This window comes from Serratia sp. B501 (genome assembly GCF_051172315.1).
GTDB classification, from domain to species: domain Bacteria; phylum Pseudomonadota; class Gammaproteobacteria; order Enterobacterales; family Enterobacteriaceae; genus Serratia; species Serratia ureilytica.
This window is the reverse complement of record NZ_JBPIZB010000001.1, coordinates 1,287,185-1,302,564: the sequence shown is the minus strand read 5'-3', so window position 1 is coordinate 1,302,564 and position 15,380 is coordinate 1,287,185. Positions and strand designations below refer to the sequence as shown.

Sequence of the window (15,380 nt, the reverse complement as noted above, 5' to 3'; positions counted from 1 at the left end):
GGGCATCCCTACTTATAAAAAGATCGCCAGCGCCTTGCTGCTCAATCGCAACGAACCGTTGGTGATTAAGGCCCCAAGCTGCGTGAACGTCATGGGATCGTTGCTTAGCTTGAAATTGGTTTTGCTGATCGAAAGCGGGTTATGGGAAACATCGAACATCGTGTGCTTGACGCTCAGCCCCGTTAAGGCAAGGTTGGCGCCTATCGCGGTCCACTTATAGCCGTGGCAGTTATCTTTCCAGGTGGGCGCCGAAATAGACACGCCGTCCTCGCTGGTAATGCTGATGGTTTTTGCCGTGATGGTCAGCGAACCGCTAATGGTCGTTTGCTGATCGTTTTTGTAGGTTTCTTTGACATTCCCCGTGATGTCGCTGGTCTGGCCGCCGGCCTCCACCTTCAGCGTCTGACCGCCTGCGGTGACGGTAGTGGTTTGCCCGCCGGCGGTGATGGTGGTGTGCTGCCCGCCGGAGGTGATGTTGACCGTCTGCCCCTTGTTGATGGTGTTGGTCTGTTGCCCCTCGGTAATGTCGAGGGTCTGGTCGCCTTTCACCGTGACATGCTGGGTTTGCGTAATGTTTTGCGTCTGCGCGCCGTCAAGCTTGAAGGACTGATTGCCGGTGATGTCAATCTTATCGCCGCCGTCGATAATCGTCAGGGCGCGGCCGCCTTTGATGTTCACCGTCTGGTGAGCGTTCAGGTTGGCGGTTTCCAGCCCATCGACGGTGGTGGTGCGTTTCGCTTTGTACAGGAACGTGGCGTCGCCGGTGACGGTATCGTTCTGCTGGCGACCGATGGTGGTGGTGCGACTGCCGTCAATATTGACGTTCTTGTCGTTTTCCACCGTCATGTTCATGTTGCGTTCGGCGTGCATGTCGAAAGATTCGTTGCCGGGCGAGTCTTCCAGGAACAGGAAGCTGGCGTTGTCGATGCCGCCGCCTTTGCTGCGGCTCATAAAGCCCATTTTGGTGGCGTCGCCGGGCAGATCCCAAGGCGGCATGCTGTCTTCGTTGTAAACGCGGCCGGTGATGATGGGGCGATCCGGATCGCCGTTGATAAAGTCGACCACCACTTCCTCACCCACGCGCGGGATTTGGATCCCGCCGTATTTCCAGCCGGCCCAGGCGCTGGAGACGCGCACCCAGCAGGAGCTGGTTTCATTGCCGCTGCCGTGGCGATCCCAACGGAACTTGAGTTTCACCCGGCCATATTTATCGGTCCAGATGCTTTCGCCTTCCGGGCCAACCACTTCGGCGGTCTGCGGGCCATGGGTTTTCGGCCAGGGTGTGGTGCGCGCCGGGCGCCAGTTGATGTCCGCCGGCACCACCTGAAATTCGGTATGTTGCTCGCCAACGTCGTTATCGTTGCTGGCGTAGCTGTTTTCCTGCATGAAGTAACGCGCGCTGACCACCAGATAGGCGCGGTTGTCTTCCATGCGCGGCGCCTGGATCAGCTGAAAACGGTAGCCGGGCGCAATGCCCTGCGAACTGCCTTCGCCGCTCATCTGCTCATGCTGCGCTTCGAACTCCTGTTGGCGCACCTTGACGTAAAACTGGCCGTGGGCGTGATCGGTATAACGCCCGGGCCAGTCGAACACCTCGGCTTTATCCTGTGCGAACGAGGCGGGATTCTGCCGGGCCTCGAGCAACCGCGCGCGCGGTTTGCGAAAATCGTAGTCATCCAGGCTATACAGGCTGGGCGTGATGGCGTCCGAGACGCTCCAGCTGTTGATGCTGTCCTTGTTTTCCACCAGACCGCCTTCCGCGAGCTGATAGGGGATGCTGGCATAGCCGGCGAGTTCCTGATGCGCCGCCGGCGCGTCGGCCAGCACCAGCGTATGGCCGTCCTGCTGGTGCGTGAAATAGTAATAGATGCCTTCATGTTCCATCAGACGACTGATGAAATCGAAATCGCTCTCCTGGTACTGCACGCAGTACCCCCAGATGCGGTAGTCGTAACTCAGACGGTTATCGATCTTCACCTGATACTGCCCCAGCACCTGGGTCAGGATGTCGGGAACGGTCTTTTCCTGATAGATGCGAAAATCGCGGTTTTGCGTCAGGTACCACAGCGTGGGGCGCAGCACGGCGCGGTAGATATAGTAGCGGTTGCCGCCGGCTTCTCGTCCGGAGAGGGTCATACGCGTGATATTGCCGTTGAGATAACGCGGGGCCATCGGGTTGCCCCGCAGCTCCAGCGTGATTTTTTGTCCCAGCAGCGCTTTCAGATCGAGGCGATTGTCAGGGCTGAGCAGCTCGACGTCGAACTCGAACAGCCCGGCCAGTCTTTCCTCACCGGAAAGGCTTCTGAACAACAGCTGATGGGCGGGCAAAGGCGTGTGCGCAATGATAAGGCGATCCATACTATATCCCCGGTTTAGGCATAGCTACCGCACGAGATTTGACGCGCGATCCCGATGGCGTATCTGTCACGAATTGAGACAGGGGCTGACGAAAGATTTAACAAAGTTTACACAAAGGCACGATTTGTGCAGTCTACAATAGAGCTCTGCATTTGCAAAATAGCCTTGTGGATCAATGCTCAATTCGTTAACTCGCTCACGATCTGCTTTTTTATTATCTAAAACATATAGATACGAGCAGATCTTTTTTTATCCCAAATTATTGGGAAAATGGTAATACCAAATAATAAATCTGTAACACTTAAGTCAACGTGTTTATAAAACAACTCTTTTTTTCCGTGAAAAAAGTCACTGAGTATTTTTTATCCTTACCATTCGTTAGTTAAAGATGATCAAATATATAAATTTACCGAATGTTAATTCGGATGATTCCTATTTGGCCGACGTGAAAAGCCCGCGGTGCGGGCCTCCGACGGTGAGTCTGAATGGTTGATAAAGCAGCAATTGATGCGGTTAGCGCGGAAGGGGATCGAGGGAAAGTCGGCTTATCAGGTCACAGAGCCAGATTAAGGCCGGGTCGCGTTGCGCCTGTCGGCCGGCGATCAGCTCAATGGGGAAAGGCGCGATGGCCAACTCCTCAGGCAGCGGGAGAATGCGTACGCGTTGCGGATCGGAAAAACGCCGGGCCACGCTGGCGGCCAGGGTGGCGATCAGATCGCTGTCGGCGACCACCGCCGGCAGGGCGACAATGTGTGAAAAGGTCACGGCGACGCGCCGCTGGCCGCCGATTTCCGCCAGACGGCGGTCGACCAAGCCTCTGGCAGAGCCGTCGTCAGCCGGCGCGTACAGCCCGTGCGGCAGGCTGAGGTAGCGGGCCAGATCCCAGCGGCCATCCGCCAATTGCGGGTGTGAACGGCTGGCGATACAGACCAGATGCTCTTCAAACAACGTGCGCACATAGTGACTTTCCGCCCCGGAAAGATGCCCTCCCAGCGCGACATCTACCTCCCCGCTATCCAACTGACGGTAAATATTGCGGCGATCCAGACGCGAAACGCGAATATCGATGCCGGGTGCCGCCTGACGCAAACGGCTGATGATGGCGGGCAGCAGCAAAATATCCGCATAGTCGCCGGCGGCCAGCGTAAAACGCCGTTGCCCGGCGGTGGCCGGATCGAAACGGGCCGGTGGGGCCAACGCCAGATGGATTTGCTCAAGTACCCGCTGTATCTGCGGCATAAGCTGGTGGGCGCGCGGCGTGGGCGCCATGCCGCCGCCGCTGCGGACAAACAGCGGATCGTTGAGCAGAATGCGCAGTCGCGCCAATGCATTGCTGACGGAAGGTTGCGCGCGGTTAAGACGCCGGCCTGCGGCGGTGACGTTACGAGTCTGATACAGCGCTTCAAACACTACCAGTAAATTGAGATCGACGTTGGCTAAATTCATTTTATGAATACTCTATATACAGATAATCCATTTCCAGAATCTTACAGCGTTCCCTAGGCTGGTAGCACACGAATTTAGCCTTCAATCAGGGGAAATGATGAACAAAGTGTTAATCACCGGCATTGAGCCGTTCGACGGTGACGCGGTGAACCCTTCCTGGCAGGTCGCGCAGGCATTGGCCGGAGAGCGTATTGCCGGCGCGGAGATCGCGGTGCTCGAGTTGCCGTGCGTATTGGGCGTGGCCAACCAGCAGCTGATCGCGGCGATTGAGGCATTGCAGCCGCTGGCGGTGATCTGTCTGGGGCTGGCCGGCGGCCGGGCCGAAATATCCCTGGAACGGGTAGCCATCAATTTGATCGATGCCCGCATTCCCGACAATGCCGGTAAACAGCCGATTGACGTGCCGGTGGTTGCCGGCGGGCCGGTGGGCTATTTCAGTACGCTGCCCGTCAAGGCCGCGGTGCAGCAACTGCGCCGGCAGGGGATCCCGGCGGGCGTTTCTTACACGGCGGGCACCTATAACTGCAACCATATTTTTTATGGTCTGCGTCACTATCTGGAGACGCAGCATTCGCGGGCCAGGGGCGGATTCGTGCACATTCCGTACAGCCATGAACTGGCGGCGGCGCATCCGGGCAAGCCGAGTATGGCGCTGGCGACGATGGTGGAAGCGGTGCGCACTCTCGTGCAGGTGACGCTCACGGTAGAGGAAGATGTGCAATTCGGCGACGGTGCCGTGCATTGACAAGCAGGGCGTGGCGCGCCACGCCCTGATGCGCGTTATTCGTCAGCGACGCGGATCACCAGTTTGCCGAAGTTTTTGCCCTGCAGCAGGCCGATAAAGGCCTGCGGCGCCTGCTCCAGCCCATCGACGATGTCCTCGCGGAACTTGATCTTTCCTTGTTCGACCCAGCTGCTCATCTGTTGCAGGAATTCATCAAAGCGTGAACCGTAATCGTCGAAGATGATAAAGCCCTGCATGCGGATACGTTTACGTAAGATCAGCCCTTCCAGCAACGGTAAGCGGTCCGGCCCGGCGGGTAACCCGGTGGCATTGTAATGGGCGATGATGCCGCAGACCGGAATGCGCGCTTTGGCGTTCAACAGCGGCAACACGGCGTCGAATACGGCGCCGCCGACGTTCTCATAATAGATGTCGATGCCCTGCGGACAGGCGGCGGCCAGCTGTTCGGCAAAGTCGGGGGCGCGGTGATCGATACAGGCGTCGAAACCCAACTCTTCCACCACATAGCGGCATTTGTCCGCACCTCCGGCAACGCCGACGACGCGGCAGCCTTTCAGTTTGCCGATTTGGCCGACCACTGAACCGACCGCGCCGCTGGCGGCGGCGACCACCAGCGTTTCACCCGCCTGCGGTTGGCCGATATCGAGCAACCCCATGTAAGCGGTAAAACCGGGCATGCCCAGCACGCCGAGCAGGCGGGAAGGGTGCGGCAAGTGTGGGCCGAGATTGCGCAGGCCGCTGCCGTCGGACAGCGCGTAATCCTGCCAACCGTCATAGCCCAATACCCAATCGCCGACGTTGAAATCGGGATGCTGTGAGGCCGCCACGCGAGAGACCGTTCCACCCACCATGACCTGACCGATCTCCACCGGCGGCGCGTAGGAGGGTGCATCGCTCATGCGTCCGCGCATATAAGGATCCAACGACAGATATACGGTGCGCAGCAGCAGTTGGCCGGCCTCGGGTTGTGGCACGGCGACCGTGTCGAGGCGGAAATTCGCCGCCGTCGGTTCGCCGTGCGGACGCGAGGCCAGCAGAAAGCGGCGGTTCTGTTGAGAAGGGGACATCGAAAGCTCCTTTGTGTTGCGACAAACAAGGTTCGTTAAGCCTAGTCCAGGGGCGCCAAGGCAACGTTACCGAATGTGCTTAGCCTCAGAGCGGAACGATCAGCACGTCGATATGGCTGATGTTGATGAAGCGGGCGGCGGAACAGGAGACTTTGTTCATCATGCTGTCGCGGTGATTGCCGCAGAGCAGCAGGTCGAACGGCTGACGGCGGCTGGCGAATTCCAGGCTGTCGCCAAGCTCGCCATGCACGATAAGGGTATCGGCGATCGGGTAGCCGGCGCGTTGGCGCAGTTCCTCCATAAACAGCCGGGTTTCCTCTTCCATCAGCGTGCGCAAATCGGCCAGCATCGGCCCGGCGAAATTATTGTACATTTCCGGATTGGCGAGGGTGCTTAACAGGGTGATGTTGCCGCCGTAGGGGCGGACGATAGAGACGGCCTTTTCCACCAGGCGATGGCTGTCAGGCGCGACGGCGACGGTAACCAGAACGTTTTGATACCCCATATTCCACTCCTTGTTGCATCCGTCGTGTTTCAGGCTGCCGCGTCGGGGCCTTGGATGAAATGCTGCGCTCGGATAAAGGGTAGAACCTGGCGGGGGGAATAAATGTGTTTCGCATCACGCGCGGCAATAAAAGCTGAGTTTGCTCCGGTTATATAGCAATAAAAGATAAAACCGTTGCCGCACGTAATTTCACTGAATTAAAGCACCTGCGCCCACAGCGTTTTCGGCACCTTGCCCAGATCGAACAATTTACCGGCAACCAGCTCGGCGCGGCGGTGGTCGGCAGCACGGTACATATTGCTCATTTCTGTATCGTTTTCAATGGAATAGTTCAGTTTGTCGTACACCTTCTCCAGGCTGTCCAAAGAGGAGCATTTACGGAATGTCAGCAGATATTCGAGCGTATCGGTCATGATTAAAATATAGCCTGTTAATAGTTAAAGCCGGGTGAATAACACATAGCGGCTCACGGCGACGCCGTCGAGGCAGCGATGTACGACCTGACAAAAATCATTTCAAGTGAATAAATTGCACTGGGTAATAATGTGACGCCGCCCGTGGCGGCGCTGGATAAATCATAATATGCAAGTGCGCCATCAGCAATCTCATCCTGCTGATAAATGAAGAAATAGGGAAAGTCTCAGGGCGATGCGTCACGAACGAGAAGCTTAAGCGTCGACGTTTCCGCTGCGTGCAAGCGCGCGAAGCCGCGCTCGCTCTCCTTTGGCGGCGTTTTTTTCACCTGTCCGGAGGGCGGTCGCAGCACGAGGCGATGTATGTTGCCGCTGTCGGCATTGAAACTACGCCTGTTTGGCCTGCGCGATTATGGCAAGTAAAACAAAACTGCGTTTTATTTTATTGCAATAAAACGATGGGGCGCGGGAATTTTAATAACGTCTGGAACGGCGTGGTAATTAATGTGCCGGCAAAAAAGAAATAAAAAAACGCTAAAGCTTTAGGATGTGCTGCCGATATGTCGTTTTGGGGTAATTTAACGTTAAAAAACCATTCTTGCGCCGCGCTAATACGGAAACATATCGTTACGTCTATTGGCTTGTTCACTACGCCAGCGAATCATTGATAAGCCATAATCACCTGATGTTGAAAATTAGAACAACCCTCTGCGGAGGGTTTAAGTCAAATCCGATAGCTAATAACCTTATAGTTTACATTGGTTATTTTTCACCTCGGATATTTTTTAGCGGCTCAAATGGTTATTTATACTAAGATTGTTGCCTATATGCAGATTTTTGTTCTGTTATTTTGGTTTGGTGATGGTTTTGTTCGAATTGATCTAAAAAAGATAATTTTTTGGCTGATAAACATTGTTTTTAAGACGTTTTTTTACCTAAGGCGATTTTGTGAGCAAAATGCGGGTCATAAAATGTGCGAATTTAGGGGTATTTGGCTTAATTATTTTTTATTTTTGTGATCTATGTCACATTGTATTTAAAATTGCCTCTCACTTACATTGTGTGTGCTAATGGTTCGGGGGTAGAGTTGCGCTGCTTTAGGAATAATCTTATTAAATTTGTAAAAATAGTTTCATGGTGACTAAACACTATCGAAGCAGAATGCTGTACATCCATACACGTTGGTTTACGCTCGTAGCAAATACTGAACAGTGGTCGAATTTAGCGATTGGCGAAAATTATAGCAGTCGTTTTTGAGAGATTAATTTGCCAACTTTGGGAAACAACCCAGGTCACGGGCGATAAAATTTATCACCCAGCGTATGTTTTTAAACATAGTCTGTCGGGATGGGGAATATGGGTACGTCTGAATTACTTAAGCATATTTATGACATCAATTTGTCATATTTACTTTTAGCACAGCGTTTGATCAACGATGAAAAAGCGTCCGCGATGTTCCGCCTTGGTATTGATGAGACCATGGCCGATGCGTTGGCGCAGCTGACTTTGCCGCAAATGGTCAAACTGGCCGAGACCAACCAGCTGGTTTGCCACTTCCGCTTTAACGATCACCAGACCATCGAACGCCTGACCAAAGAGTCGCGCGTCGACGATCTGCAACAAATCCATACCGGCATTTTGCTATCAAGCCATTTACTGCAAGAGCTATCGAGTAAAGACGCTAGCCCGACGAAGAAAAGAGCCTGATGATGGTTGAGAAAAGCATTGTTCAAGAAGCCAAGGACATTCAGCTCGCCATGGAGCTGATTTCGCTGGGGGCCCGTTTGCAGATGCTGGAGAGTGAAACCCAGCTCAGCCGCGGGCGCTTGATTAAACTTTACAAGGAGTTGCGCGGCAGCCCGCCGCCAAAAGGAATGTTGCCGTTCTCAACCGACTGGTTTATGACCTGGGAACAGAATATTCATTCCTCGATGTTTTATAACGCCTACCTGTTTCTGATGAAAAGCGGACAGTGCAGCGGGGTGGAAGCGGTGATCAAAGCCTATCGCCTCTACCTGGAGCAGTGCCCGCAGCAGGCCGGCGAGGCGCCGTTGCTGGCGTTGACCCGCGCCTGGACGCTGGTGCGCTTCGTCGACAGCGGCATGTTGCAGCTCTCCGCCTGCAGCTGCTGCGGCGGCGCATTTATCACCCACGCGCACCAGCCGCTGAACGGTTTCATCTGCAGTTTATGCCAACCCCCATCCCGCGCCGTAAAAAGACGTAAACTTTCGCCGCAACTGGCCGATATTATTCCTCAACTGCTGGACGAGCAGGTCAAACGCGCCATTTGAGCCGCCACGTTGCCGGCTCTCGGCAATGAATACCGACGTGTGATACGCAGGGGCGGCATGCCGCCCCCAGACATGCAGCCTGGTCTGTCGCGCCAGGGCGCGTTTGCCCCACCTTCCATCCACATTGTTAATTTAAGGAATGCGTGTGCTAGTTATTTTGGGTTATCTCGTGGTATTGGGTGCGGTGTTTGGCGGCTACCTGATCGTGGGCGGTCATCTCGGTGCGTTATATCAGCCGGCGGAGTTTCTGATTATCGGCGGGGCGGGGGTCGGCGCTTTCATCGTCGGCAACAACGGCAAGGCGATCAAAGCGACGCTGCGCGCCCTGCCGCGCCTGATGCGCCGTTCCAAATACAACAAAGATCTGTATATGGATCTGATGGCGTTGCTGTTCCGTCTGCTGGCCAAATCGCGTCAGCAGGGCATGCTGTCGCTCGAGTTCGATATCGATAATCCGCAAGAAAGTGAAATTTTCTCTAATTATCCGCGCATCCTTGCCGATAACACCCTGGTGGAGTTCATTACCGACTATTTACGGCTGATGGTGAGCGGCAATATGAATGCGTTCGAGATCGAAGCGCTGATGGACGAAGAGATCGAAACCTACGAGCAGGAAAGCGAAGTGCCCGCCGGCAGTCTGGCGATGGTGGGCGACTCCTTGCCGGCGTTCGGCATCGTCGCGGCGGTGATGGGGGTGGTGCACGCCCTGGCTTCGGCTGACCGTCCGGCCGCTGAACTGGGCGCGCTGATCGCTAACGCCATGGTCGGTACTTTCCTCGGCATTTTGCTGGCCTACGGCTTCATCTCGCCGCTGGCGACGTTGCTGCGTCAGAAGAGCGCCGAAAACGTCAAGATGATGCAGTGCATCAAAGTCACGCTGTTGTCGAGCCTGAACGGTTACGCGCCGCAGATCGCAGTCGAGTTCGGCCGTAAAACGCTGTATACCACCGAACGTCCTTCTTTCGTTGAGCTGGAAGAACACGTGCGCCGCGTGAAAGCGCCGGCGCAGCAGGCGACGGAAGAAGAAGAAGCATGAAACAGAATCATCCGGTCGTTTTGGTCAGAAAGCGCAAGTCGCATCATGCCGCCCATCACGGCGGCTCCTGGAAGATCGCTTATGCCGACTTTATGACGGCGATGATGGCGTTCTTCCTGGTGATGTGGCTGCTGGCGATCGCCAGCCCGCAGGAGCTGACGCAAATCGCCGAATACTTCCGCACGCCGCTCAAGGTTGCCTTGACCAGCGGCGACAAGAGCAGTTCCGAAAGCAGCCCCATTCCTGGCGGCGGCGACGATCCAACGCAACAGCATGGCCTGGTGAAAAAACAGGTCGATTCGCCGGACTCGCGCGCCGAAGAGCTGCGCCTGAACAAGCTGCGCGAAAAGCTGGATGAGTTGATTGAGTCCGATCCGCGCCTGAAGGCGCTGCGTCCGCATCTGTTGATCAACATGATGGACGAAGGGCTGCGCATCCAGATTATCGATAGCCAGAACCGGCCGATGTTCAAAACCGGCAGCGCGCAGGTCGAGAGCTACATGCGCGATATCCTGCGGGCGATAGCGCCGATCCTTAACGACTTGCCGAACAAAATCAGCCTGTCCGGCCACACCGATGACATCCCTTACGCCACCGGCGAACGCGGCTACAGCAACTGGGAACTGTCGGCCGATCGCGCCAACGCGTCGCGACGCGAGCTGATCGCCGGCGGCCTGGCGGAAGGCAAAGTGCTGCGGGTGGTAGGCATGGCGGCCACCATGAGCCTGAAACAGCATGGCGCCGATGATGCGATTAACCGCCGCATCACCGTACTGGTGTTGAACAAGCAAACGCAAGAGGGCATCGAGCACGAAAATGCCGAAAGCAACGCGCTGGATATTGCCCAGCCGGACGGCCTGAAGCAGCTGGCGCCGTCGGCGACCGCGCCGGCCAGCCAAACGCCGGAATCCTCGACGACAGCCCCGGAACCCGCGGCGCCAACGCCGAGCGCTCCACCGCAGGCGTCCCCGGCGATAGCCCCGGCCGACCAGGCGTCGGAACCACCGGCGGCCGCACCCGCACCGACTAACCGCGACTCACAGCCAGAGGTGACCCCGTGAGCATGGACATTAGCGATTTTTATCAGACCTTCTTTGATGAGGCGGACGAGTTGCTGGCCGACATGGAGCAACACCTGCTGGAGCTGGATCCATTGGCTCCCGATATCGAGCCGTTGAACGCCATCTTCCGCGCGGCGCATTCGATCAAGGGCGGCGCGGCGACCTTTGGTTTTTCGGTGCTGCAGGAAACCACCCACCTGCTGGAGAACCTGCTGGACGGTGCAAGACGCCAGGAAATGAGCCTGAGCACCGAGATTATCAACCTGTTTCTGGAAACCAAAGACATTATGCAGGAGCAACTGGACGCCTATAAAACCTCGCAACAGCCTGACGCTGAAAGCTTTGAATACATTTGCCAGGCGCTGCGTCAGCTGGCGTTGGAAGCGCAACAGCAGCAGGAGGCGCCTGCGGCTCAACCCGCCGTTCAGCAGCCGGTCGCTCAGCCATCGGCCGCGCCGGCGGCGATTGAAGGCGGCATGCGCATCAGCCTGAACGGGCTGAAAGCCAGTGAAATCCCCTTGATGTTGGAAGAGCTGGGCAACCTCGGCGAAGTTAAAGACCCGCATCAGACGGAACACAGCCTGGACGTGACGTTGCTCACCTCCGCCAGCGAAGACGACATCAGCGCCGTGCTGTGCTTCGTGCTGGAACCGGAACAAATCAGCTTCTCGACGCCGACGCAAAGCGCGCCGGCCGTCGCGGAGGCGAACTTGCCGGAGACGGTCGCTGCGCCGGAACCGGCGCCAGCGCCGATCGCCAGCGCTGCGCCGCCTGCCGCCAAACCGGCGGCCGCAGCGGCGGAAGCACCAAAAGCACGCGCCAAGGCGAGCGAATCCACCAGCATTCGCGTAGCGGTGGAAAAGGTGGATCAACTGATCAACCTGGTGGGCGAGCTGGTGATCACCCAGTCGATGCTGGCGCAACGTTCCGGCACGCTGGATCCAGTGAACCACGGCGATCTGCTGAACAGCATGAGCCAGCTGGAGCGTAACGCACGCGATCTCCAGGAGTCGGTGATGTCGATCCGCATGATGCCGATGGAATACGTCTTCAGCCGCTACCCACGTCTGGTGCGCGATCTGGCCGGCAAGCTGAACAAACAGGTGGAGCTGACGCTGCAGGGCAGCTCGACCGAACTGGATAAGAGCCTGATCGAACGGATTATCGACCCGTTGACGCACCTGGTGCGCAACAGCCTCGATCACGGTATCGAAGAGCCGGCCACCCGCATTGCCGCCGGCAAGTCGGCGGTGGGCAATCTGGTGCTGTCGGCCGAACATCAGGGCGGCAACATCTGTATTGAGGTCATCGACGACGGCGCCGGCCTGAACCGCGAAAAAATTCTCGCCAAGGCCGCTTCGCAAGGGCTGGCGGTGAGCGACAGCATGAGCGACGAAGAGGTCGGCATGCTGATCTTCGCGCCGGGCTTCTCCACCGCCGAGCAGGTGACCGACGTTTCCGGCCGCGGCGTCGGCATGGACGTGGTGAAAAGAAATATTCAGGAGATGGGCGGCCACGTCGAGATCCGTTCGCAGGCCGGTAAAGGCACCACCATCCGCATCCTGCTGCCGTTGACGCTGGCGATCCTCGACGGCATGTCGGTCAAAGTGAACGACGAAGTCTTTATTCTGCCGCTGAACGCGGTGATGGAGTCGCTGCAGCCGCAGGCGGAGGATTTGCATCCGTTGGCCGGCGGCGAACGCGTGCTGCAGGTGCGCGGCGAATACCTGCCGCTGGTGGAACTGTATCGGGTATTCGAAGTGGAAGGCGCCAAAACCGACGCCACGCAGGGCATCGTCGTTATCCTGCAAAGCGCCGGCCGCCGCTATGCGTTGCTGGTGGATCAGCTGATTGGCCAGCATCAGGTGGTGGTGAAGAATCTGGAAAGCAACTACCGCAAAGTGCCGGGCATTTCCGCCGCGACCATTTTGGGCGACGGCAGCGTGGCCTTGATAGTCGATGTCTCGGCGTTGCAAACCTTGAACCGTGAAAAGCGTCTGACGGACGCCGCCGCATAATAATGAGTTTATTGATTTAAAAGGTGAATGATATGGCAGGATTGGCAGCCGTCAGCAAATTGGCTGGCGAAACGGTAGGGCAAGAGTTTCTGATTTTTACCCTGGGCAACGAGGAGTACGGCATCGATATCCTCAAGGTGCAGGAAATTCGCGGCTACGATCAGGTGACCCGCATCGCCAACACCCCGGCGTTCATCAAGGGCGTCACCAACCTGCGCGGCGTGATTGTTCCCATCATCGATCTGCGGGTGAAATTCTCCCAGCAGAGCGTTTCCTACGATGAGAACACCGTGGTGATCGTGTTGAACTTTGGCCAGCGCGTGGTGGGCATCGTGGTTGACGGCGTCTCCGACGTGCTGTCATTGACCGCCGAGCAGATCCGTCCGGCGCCGGAGTTCGCGGTGACCCTGGCGACCGAATACCTCACCGGCCTCGGTTCGCTGGGCGAGCGCATGTTGATCCTGGTGGATATCGAAAAGCTGCTGAGCAGCGAAGAGATGTCGCTGGTCGACAGCGTGGCGAAAAGCGTCTGATCCAAGACTCAAGGGGGCAGGGCGCTGCCCCCTTCAACCTTCACGTTCCCTGACCTGTCGCGATGCCGCCCGCCGCGCCCGGAACCCCCACTAAAAATAGTTACTTTCCCGCATAAAGTTTTGCCGCGCTGCGCCGATAACTCTCACATTCAACGTCATCAGAGCCTGTCTGCGCGGGCTTCAACAAGGGAAATCATGTTAAATCGTATGAAGGTGGTCACCAGCCTGTTGCTGGTGTTGGTGCTGTTTGGCGCCTTGCAGTTGATTTCGGGCGGACTCTTTTTCTCCTCGCTGAAAAGCGATAAGGAAAACTTTACCGTCCTGCAAACTATTCGTCAGCAGCAGCTGCAGCTGAGCGAAAGCCGCGTTGACCTGCTGCAGGCGCGCAACTCCCTGAACCGTGCCGGTATTCGCTACATGATGGATACCAACAAGATCGGCAGCGGCGCCACCATTGATGAACTGCTGGCCAAGGCGAAGGAAGAGCTGGGCGAAGCGGAAAGACACTACGCCGCGTACGAGAAAATCCCTCAGGACCCGCGTCAGGATCCTCAGGCGGCGGAACGCCTCAAGCATCAGTACGATGTGCTGTACGGCGCGCTCTCCGAGCTGATCCAACTGCTGGGCGAAGGCAAAATCAACGCGTTCTTCGATCAACCTACGCAGAGTTACCAGGACAACTTTGAGCAGAGCTACAACGTTTACCTGGAGCAAAACGGCAAGCTGTACCAAATCGCGGTCGACGGCAGCAACAGCTCCTACAACTCGGCCATCTGGACGCTGATCGTGATCCTGGTGGTGGTGCTGGCGGTGATCGTACTGGTCTGGACTGGTATCCATCACATCCTGGTACGCCCGCTGAACCGCATGATCGAGCACATCAAACAGATCGCCGCCGGCGACCTGACTCAGCAGATCGTCGTCAACAGCCGCAACGAAATGGGCGTGCTGGCGGCCAGCCTGAAACACATGCAAGGCGAACTGATTGAAACCGTCAGCGGCGTGCGCCAGGGCGCAGACGCCATCTACAGCGGCGCGTCCGAAATCGCCGCGGGCAACAACGATCTCTCTTCCCGCACCGAGCAGCAGGCCGCGTCGCTGGAAGAGACCGCCGCCAGCATGGAACAGCTGACCGCGACGGTGAAACAGAACGCCGAAAACGCGCGTCAGGCTTCGCAACTGGCCCTGAGCGCCTCTGAAACCGCGCAGAAAGGCGGCAAGGTCGTGGCTAACGTGGTGCAGACCATGCATGACATCGCCGGCAGCTCGCAGAAGATCGCCGATATCACCGGCGTGATCGACGGCATCGCCTTCCAGACCAACATCCTGGCGCTGAACGCCGCGGTGGAAGCGGCGCGCGCCGGCGAACAGGGCCGTGGCTTCGCGGTGGTGGCCGGTGAAGTGCGTAACCTGGCGCAGCGCAGCGCACAGGCGGCGAAAGAGATCAAAGGCCTGATCGAAGATTCGGTCAGCCGCGTCGATATGGGTTCCGTGCTGGTCGAGAGCGCCGGGGAAACCATGGGCGACATCGTCAACGCCGTCACCCGCGTGACCGACATCATGGGCGAAATCGCCTCGGCGTCGGACGAGCAGAGCCGCGGCATCGATCAGGTTGGCCAGGCGGTGGCGGAAATGGATCGCGTCACCCAGCAGAACGCCTCGTTGGTGGAAGAATCCGCCTCGGCGGCGGCGGCGCTGGAAGAACAGGCCAGCATGCTGACCCAGTCGGTAGCGGTATTCCGTCTGAGGCAGGAAGGCCAGGAAGAATTTAAAGCGCCTGTCACCAGCAAGGCGTCGGTAACACCGGTAATCAATCATAAGAAAATGAACGCCAGCGATCTGCAGGATAACTGGGAAACGTTCTGACCGGTATCGGGCCTCTCTCGCAGAGGCCCTTTTCCCTACGT

General features: G+C 57.2%; 13 protein-coding genes. 8 read left to right on the top strand and 5 right to left on the bottom strand.

The window, feature by feature from the left end; translation table 11 throughout:
- Positions 1-12 precede the first annotated feature (12 nt).
- A complete protein-coding gene (locus ACSBQV_RS06410; protein ID WP_099786024.1) occupies positions 13-2,358 on the bottom strand; it encodes a type VI secretion system Vgr family protein in 2,346 nt (781 codons plus the stop codon).
- 513 nt (positions 2,359-2,871) lie between these two features.
- Positions 2,872-3,804 carry a LysR family transcriptional regulator gene (locus tag ACSBQV_RS06405; protein ID WP_033643541.1) on the bottom strand — a complete coding sequence of 311 codons (933 nt, stop codon included), beginning with the start codon at positions 3,802-3,804 and terminating at the stop codon, positions 2,872-2,874.
- Positions 3,805-3,901: 97 nt separating this feature from the next.
- Here ACSBQV_RS06405 and pcp point away from each other — a divergent pair, with 97 nt between their 5' ends.
- Positions 3,902-4,549, top strand: a complete 648-nt coding sequence (pcp, locus tag ACSBQV_RS06400; protein WP_033650977.1) for a pyroglutamyl-peptidase I — start codon at positions 3,902-3,904, stop codon at positions 4,547-4,549.
- A 35-nt stretch (positions 4,550-4,584) separates the two neighbouring features.
- On the opposite strand, the gene ACSBQV_RS06395 is transcribed toward pcp, so the two are convergent.
- From ACSBQV_RS06395 to ydgT, 3 genes are all read right to left on the bottom strand, one after another.
- Positions 4,585-5,616, bottom strand: a complete 1,032-nt coding sequence (locus ACSBQV_RS06395) for an NADP-dependent oxidoreductase (RefSeq protein WP_033650857.1) — start codon at positions 5,614-5,616, stop codon at positions 4,585-4,587.
- Between the two features lie 85 nt (positions 5,617-5,701).
- Positions 5,702-6,121 (bottom strand): universal stress protein UspC, encoded by a 420-nt coding sequence (uspC, locus tag ACSBQV_RS06390; protein WP_033650858.1) that lies wholly within the window; start codon positions 6,119-6,121, stop codon positions 5,702-5,704.
- A 197-nt stretch (positions 6,122-6,318) separates the two neighbouring features.
- Positions 6,319-6,534, bottom strand: a complete 216-nt coding sequence (gene ydgT / locus ACSBQV_RS06385) for a transcription modulator YdgT (RefSeq protein ID WP_004934895.1) — start codon at positions 6,532-6,534, stop codon at positions 6,319-6,321.
- A gap of 1,356 nt (positions 6,535-7,890) precedes the next feature.
- Between ydgT and flhD the strand changes: the two genes are divergently transcribed.
- The 7 genes from flhD to tsr all read left to right on the top strand — a co-directional run bounded on the left by flhD (position 7,891) and on the right by tsr (position 15,339).
- Positions 7,891-8,241 (top strand): flagellar transcriptional regulator FlhD, encoded by a 351-nt coding sequence (gene flhD / locus ACSBQV_RS06380; protein ID WP_033643537.1) that lies wholly within the window; start codon positions 7,891-7,893, stop codon positions 8,239-8,241.
- Positions 8,241-8,825: a flagellar transcriptional regulator FlhC gene (flhC, locus tag ACSBQV_RS06375; protein WP_016927281.1), complete on the top strand. Its 585-nt coding sequence runs from the start codon at positions 8,241-8,243 to the stop codon at positions 8,823-8,825. Before flhD ends, flhC begins: the two co-directional genes overlap by 1 nt.
- 145 nt (positions 8,826-8,970) lie before the next feature.
- Positions 8,971-9,861, top strand: coding sequence for a flagellar motor stator protein MotA (gene motA, locus ACSBQV_RS06370; RefSeq protein ID WP_015378266.1), 891 nt, complete (start codon positions 8,971-8,973; stop codon positions 9,859-9,861).
- On the top strand, positions 9,858-10,922 hold the full coding sequence (motB, locus tag ACSBQV_RS06365; RefSeq protein WP_099786022.1) for a flagellar motor protein MotB: 1,065 nt from the start codon (positions 9,858-9,860) through the stop codon (positions 10,920-10,922). The genes motA and motB overlap by 4 nt, the downstream gene beginning before the upstream one ends.
- On the top strand, positions 10,919-12,940 hold the full coding sequence (gene cheA / locus ACSBQV_RS06360; RefSeq protein ID WP_046896583.1) for a chemotaxis protein CheA: 2,022 nt from the start codon (positions 10,919-10,921) through the stop codon (positions 12,938-12,940). The genes motB and cheA overlap by 4 nt, the downstream gene beginning before the upstream one ends.
- A gap of 32 nt (positions 12,941-12,972) precedes the next feature.
- Positions 12,973-13,473 (top strand): chemotaxis protein CheW, encoded by a 501-nt coding sequence (cheW, locus tag ACSBQV_RS06355; RefSeq protein WP_025303271.1) that lies wholly within the window; start codon positions 12,973-12,975, stop codon positions 13,471-13,473.
- Between the two features lie 195 nt (positions 13,474-13,668).
- The gene (gene tsr / locus ACSBQV_RS06350) at positions 13,669-15,339 is read left to right on the top strand and encodes a methyl-accepting chemotaxis protein (RefSeq protein ID WP_099786020.1); all 1,671 of its coding nucleotides are present in this window, start codon (positions 13,669-13,671) and stop codon (positions 15,337-15,339) included.
- Positions 15,340-15,380: the final 41 nt, after the last annotated feature.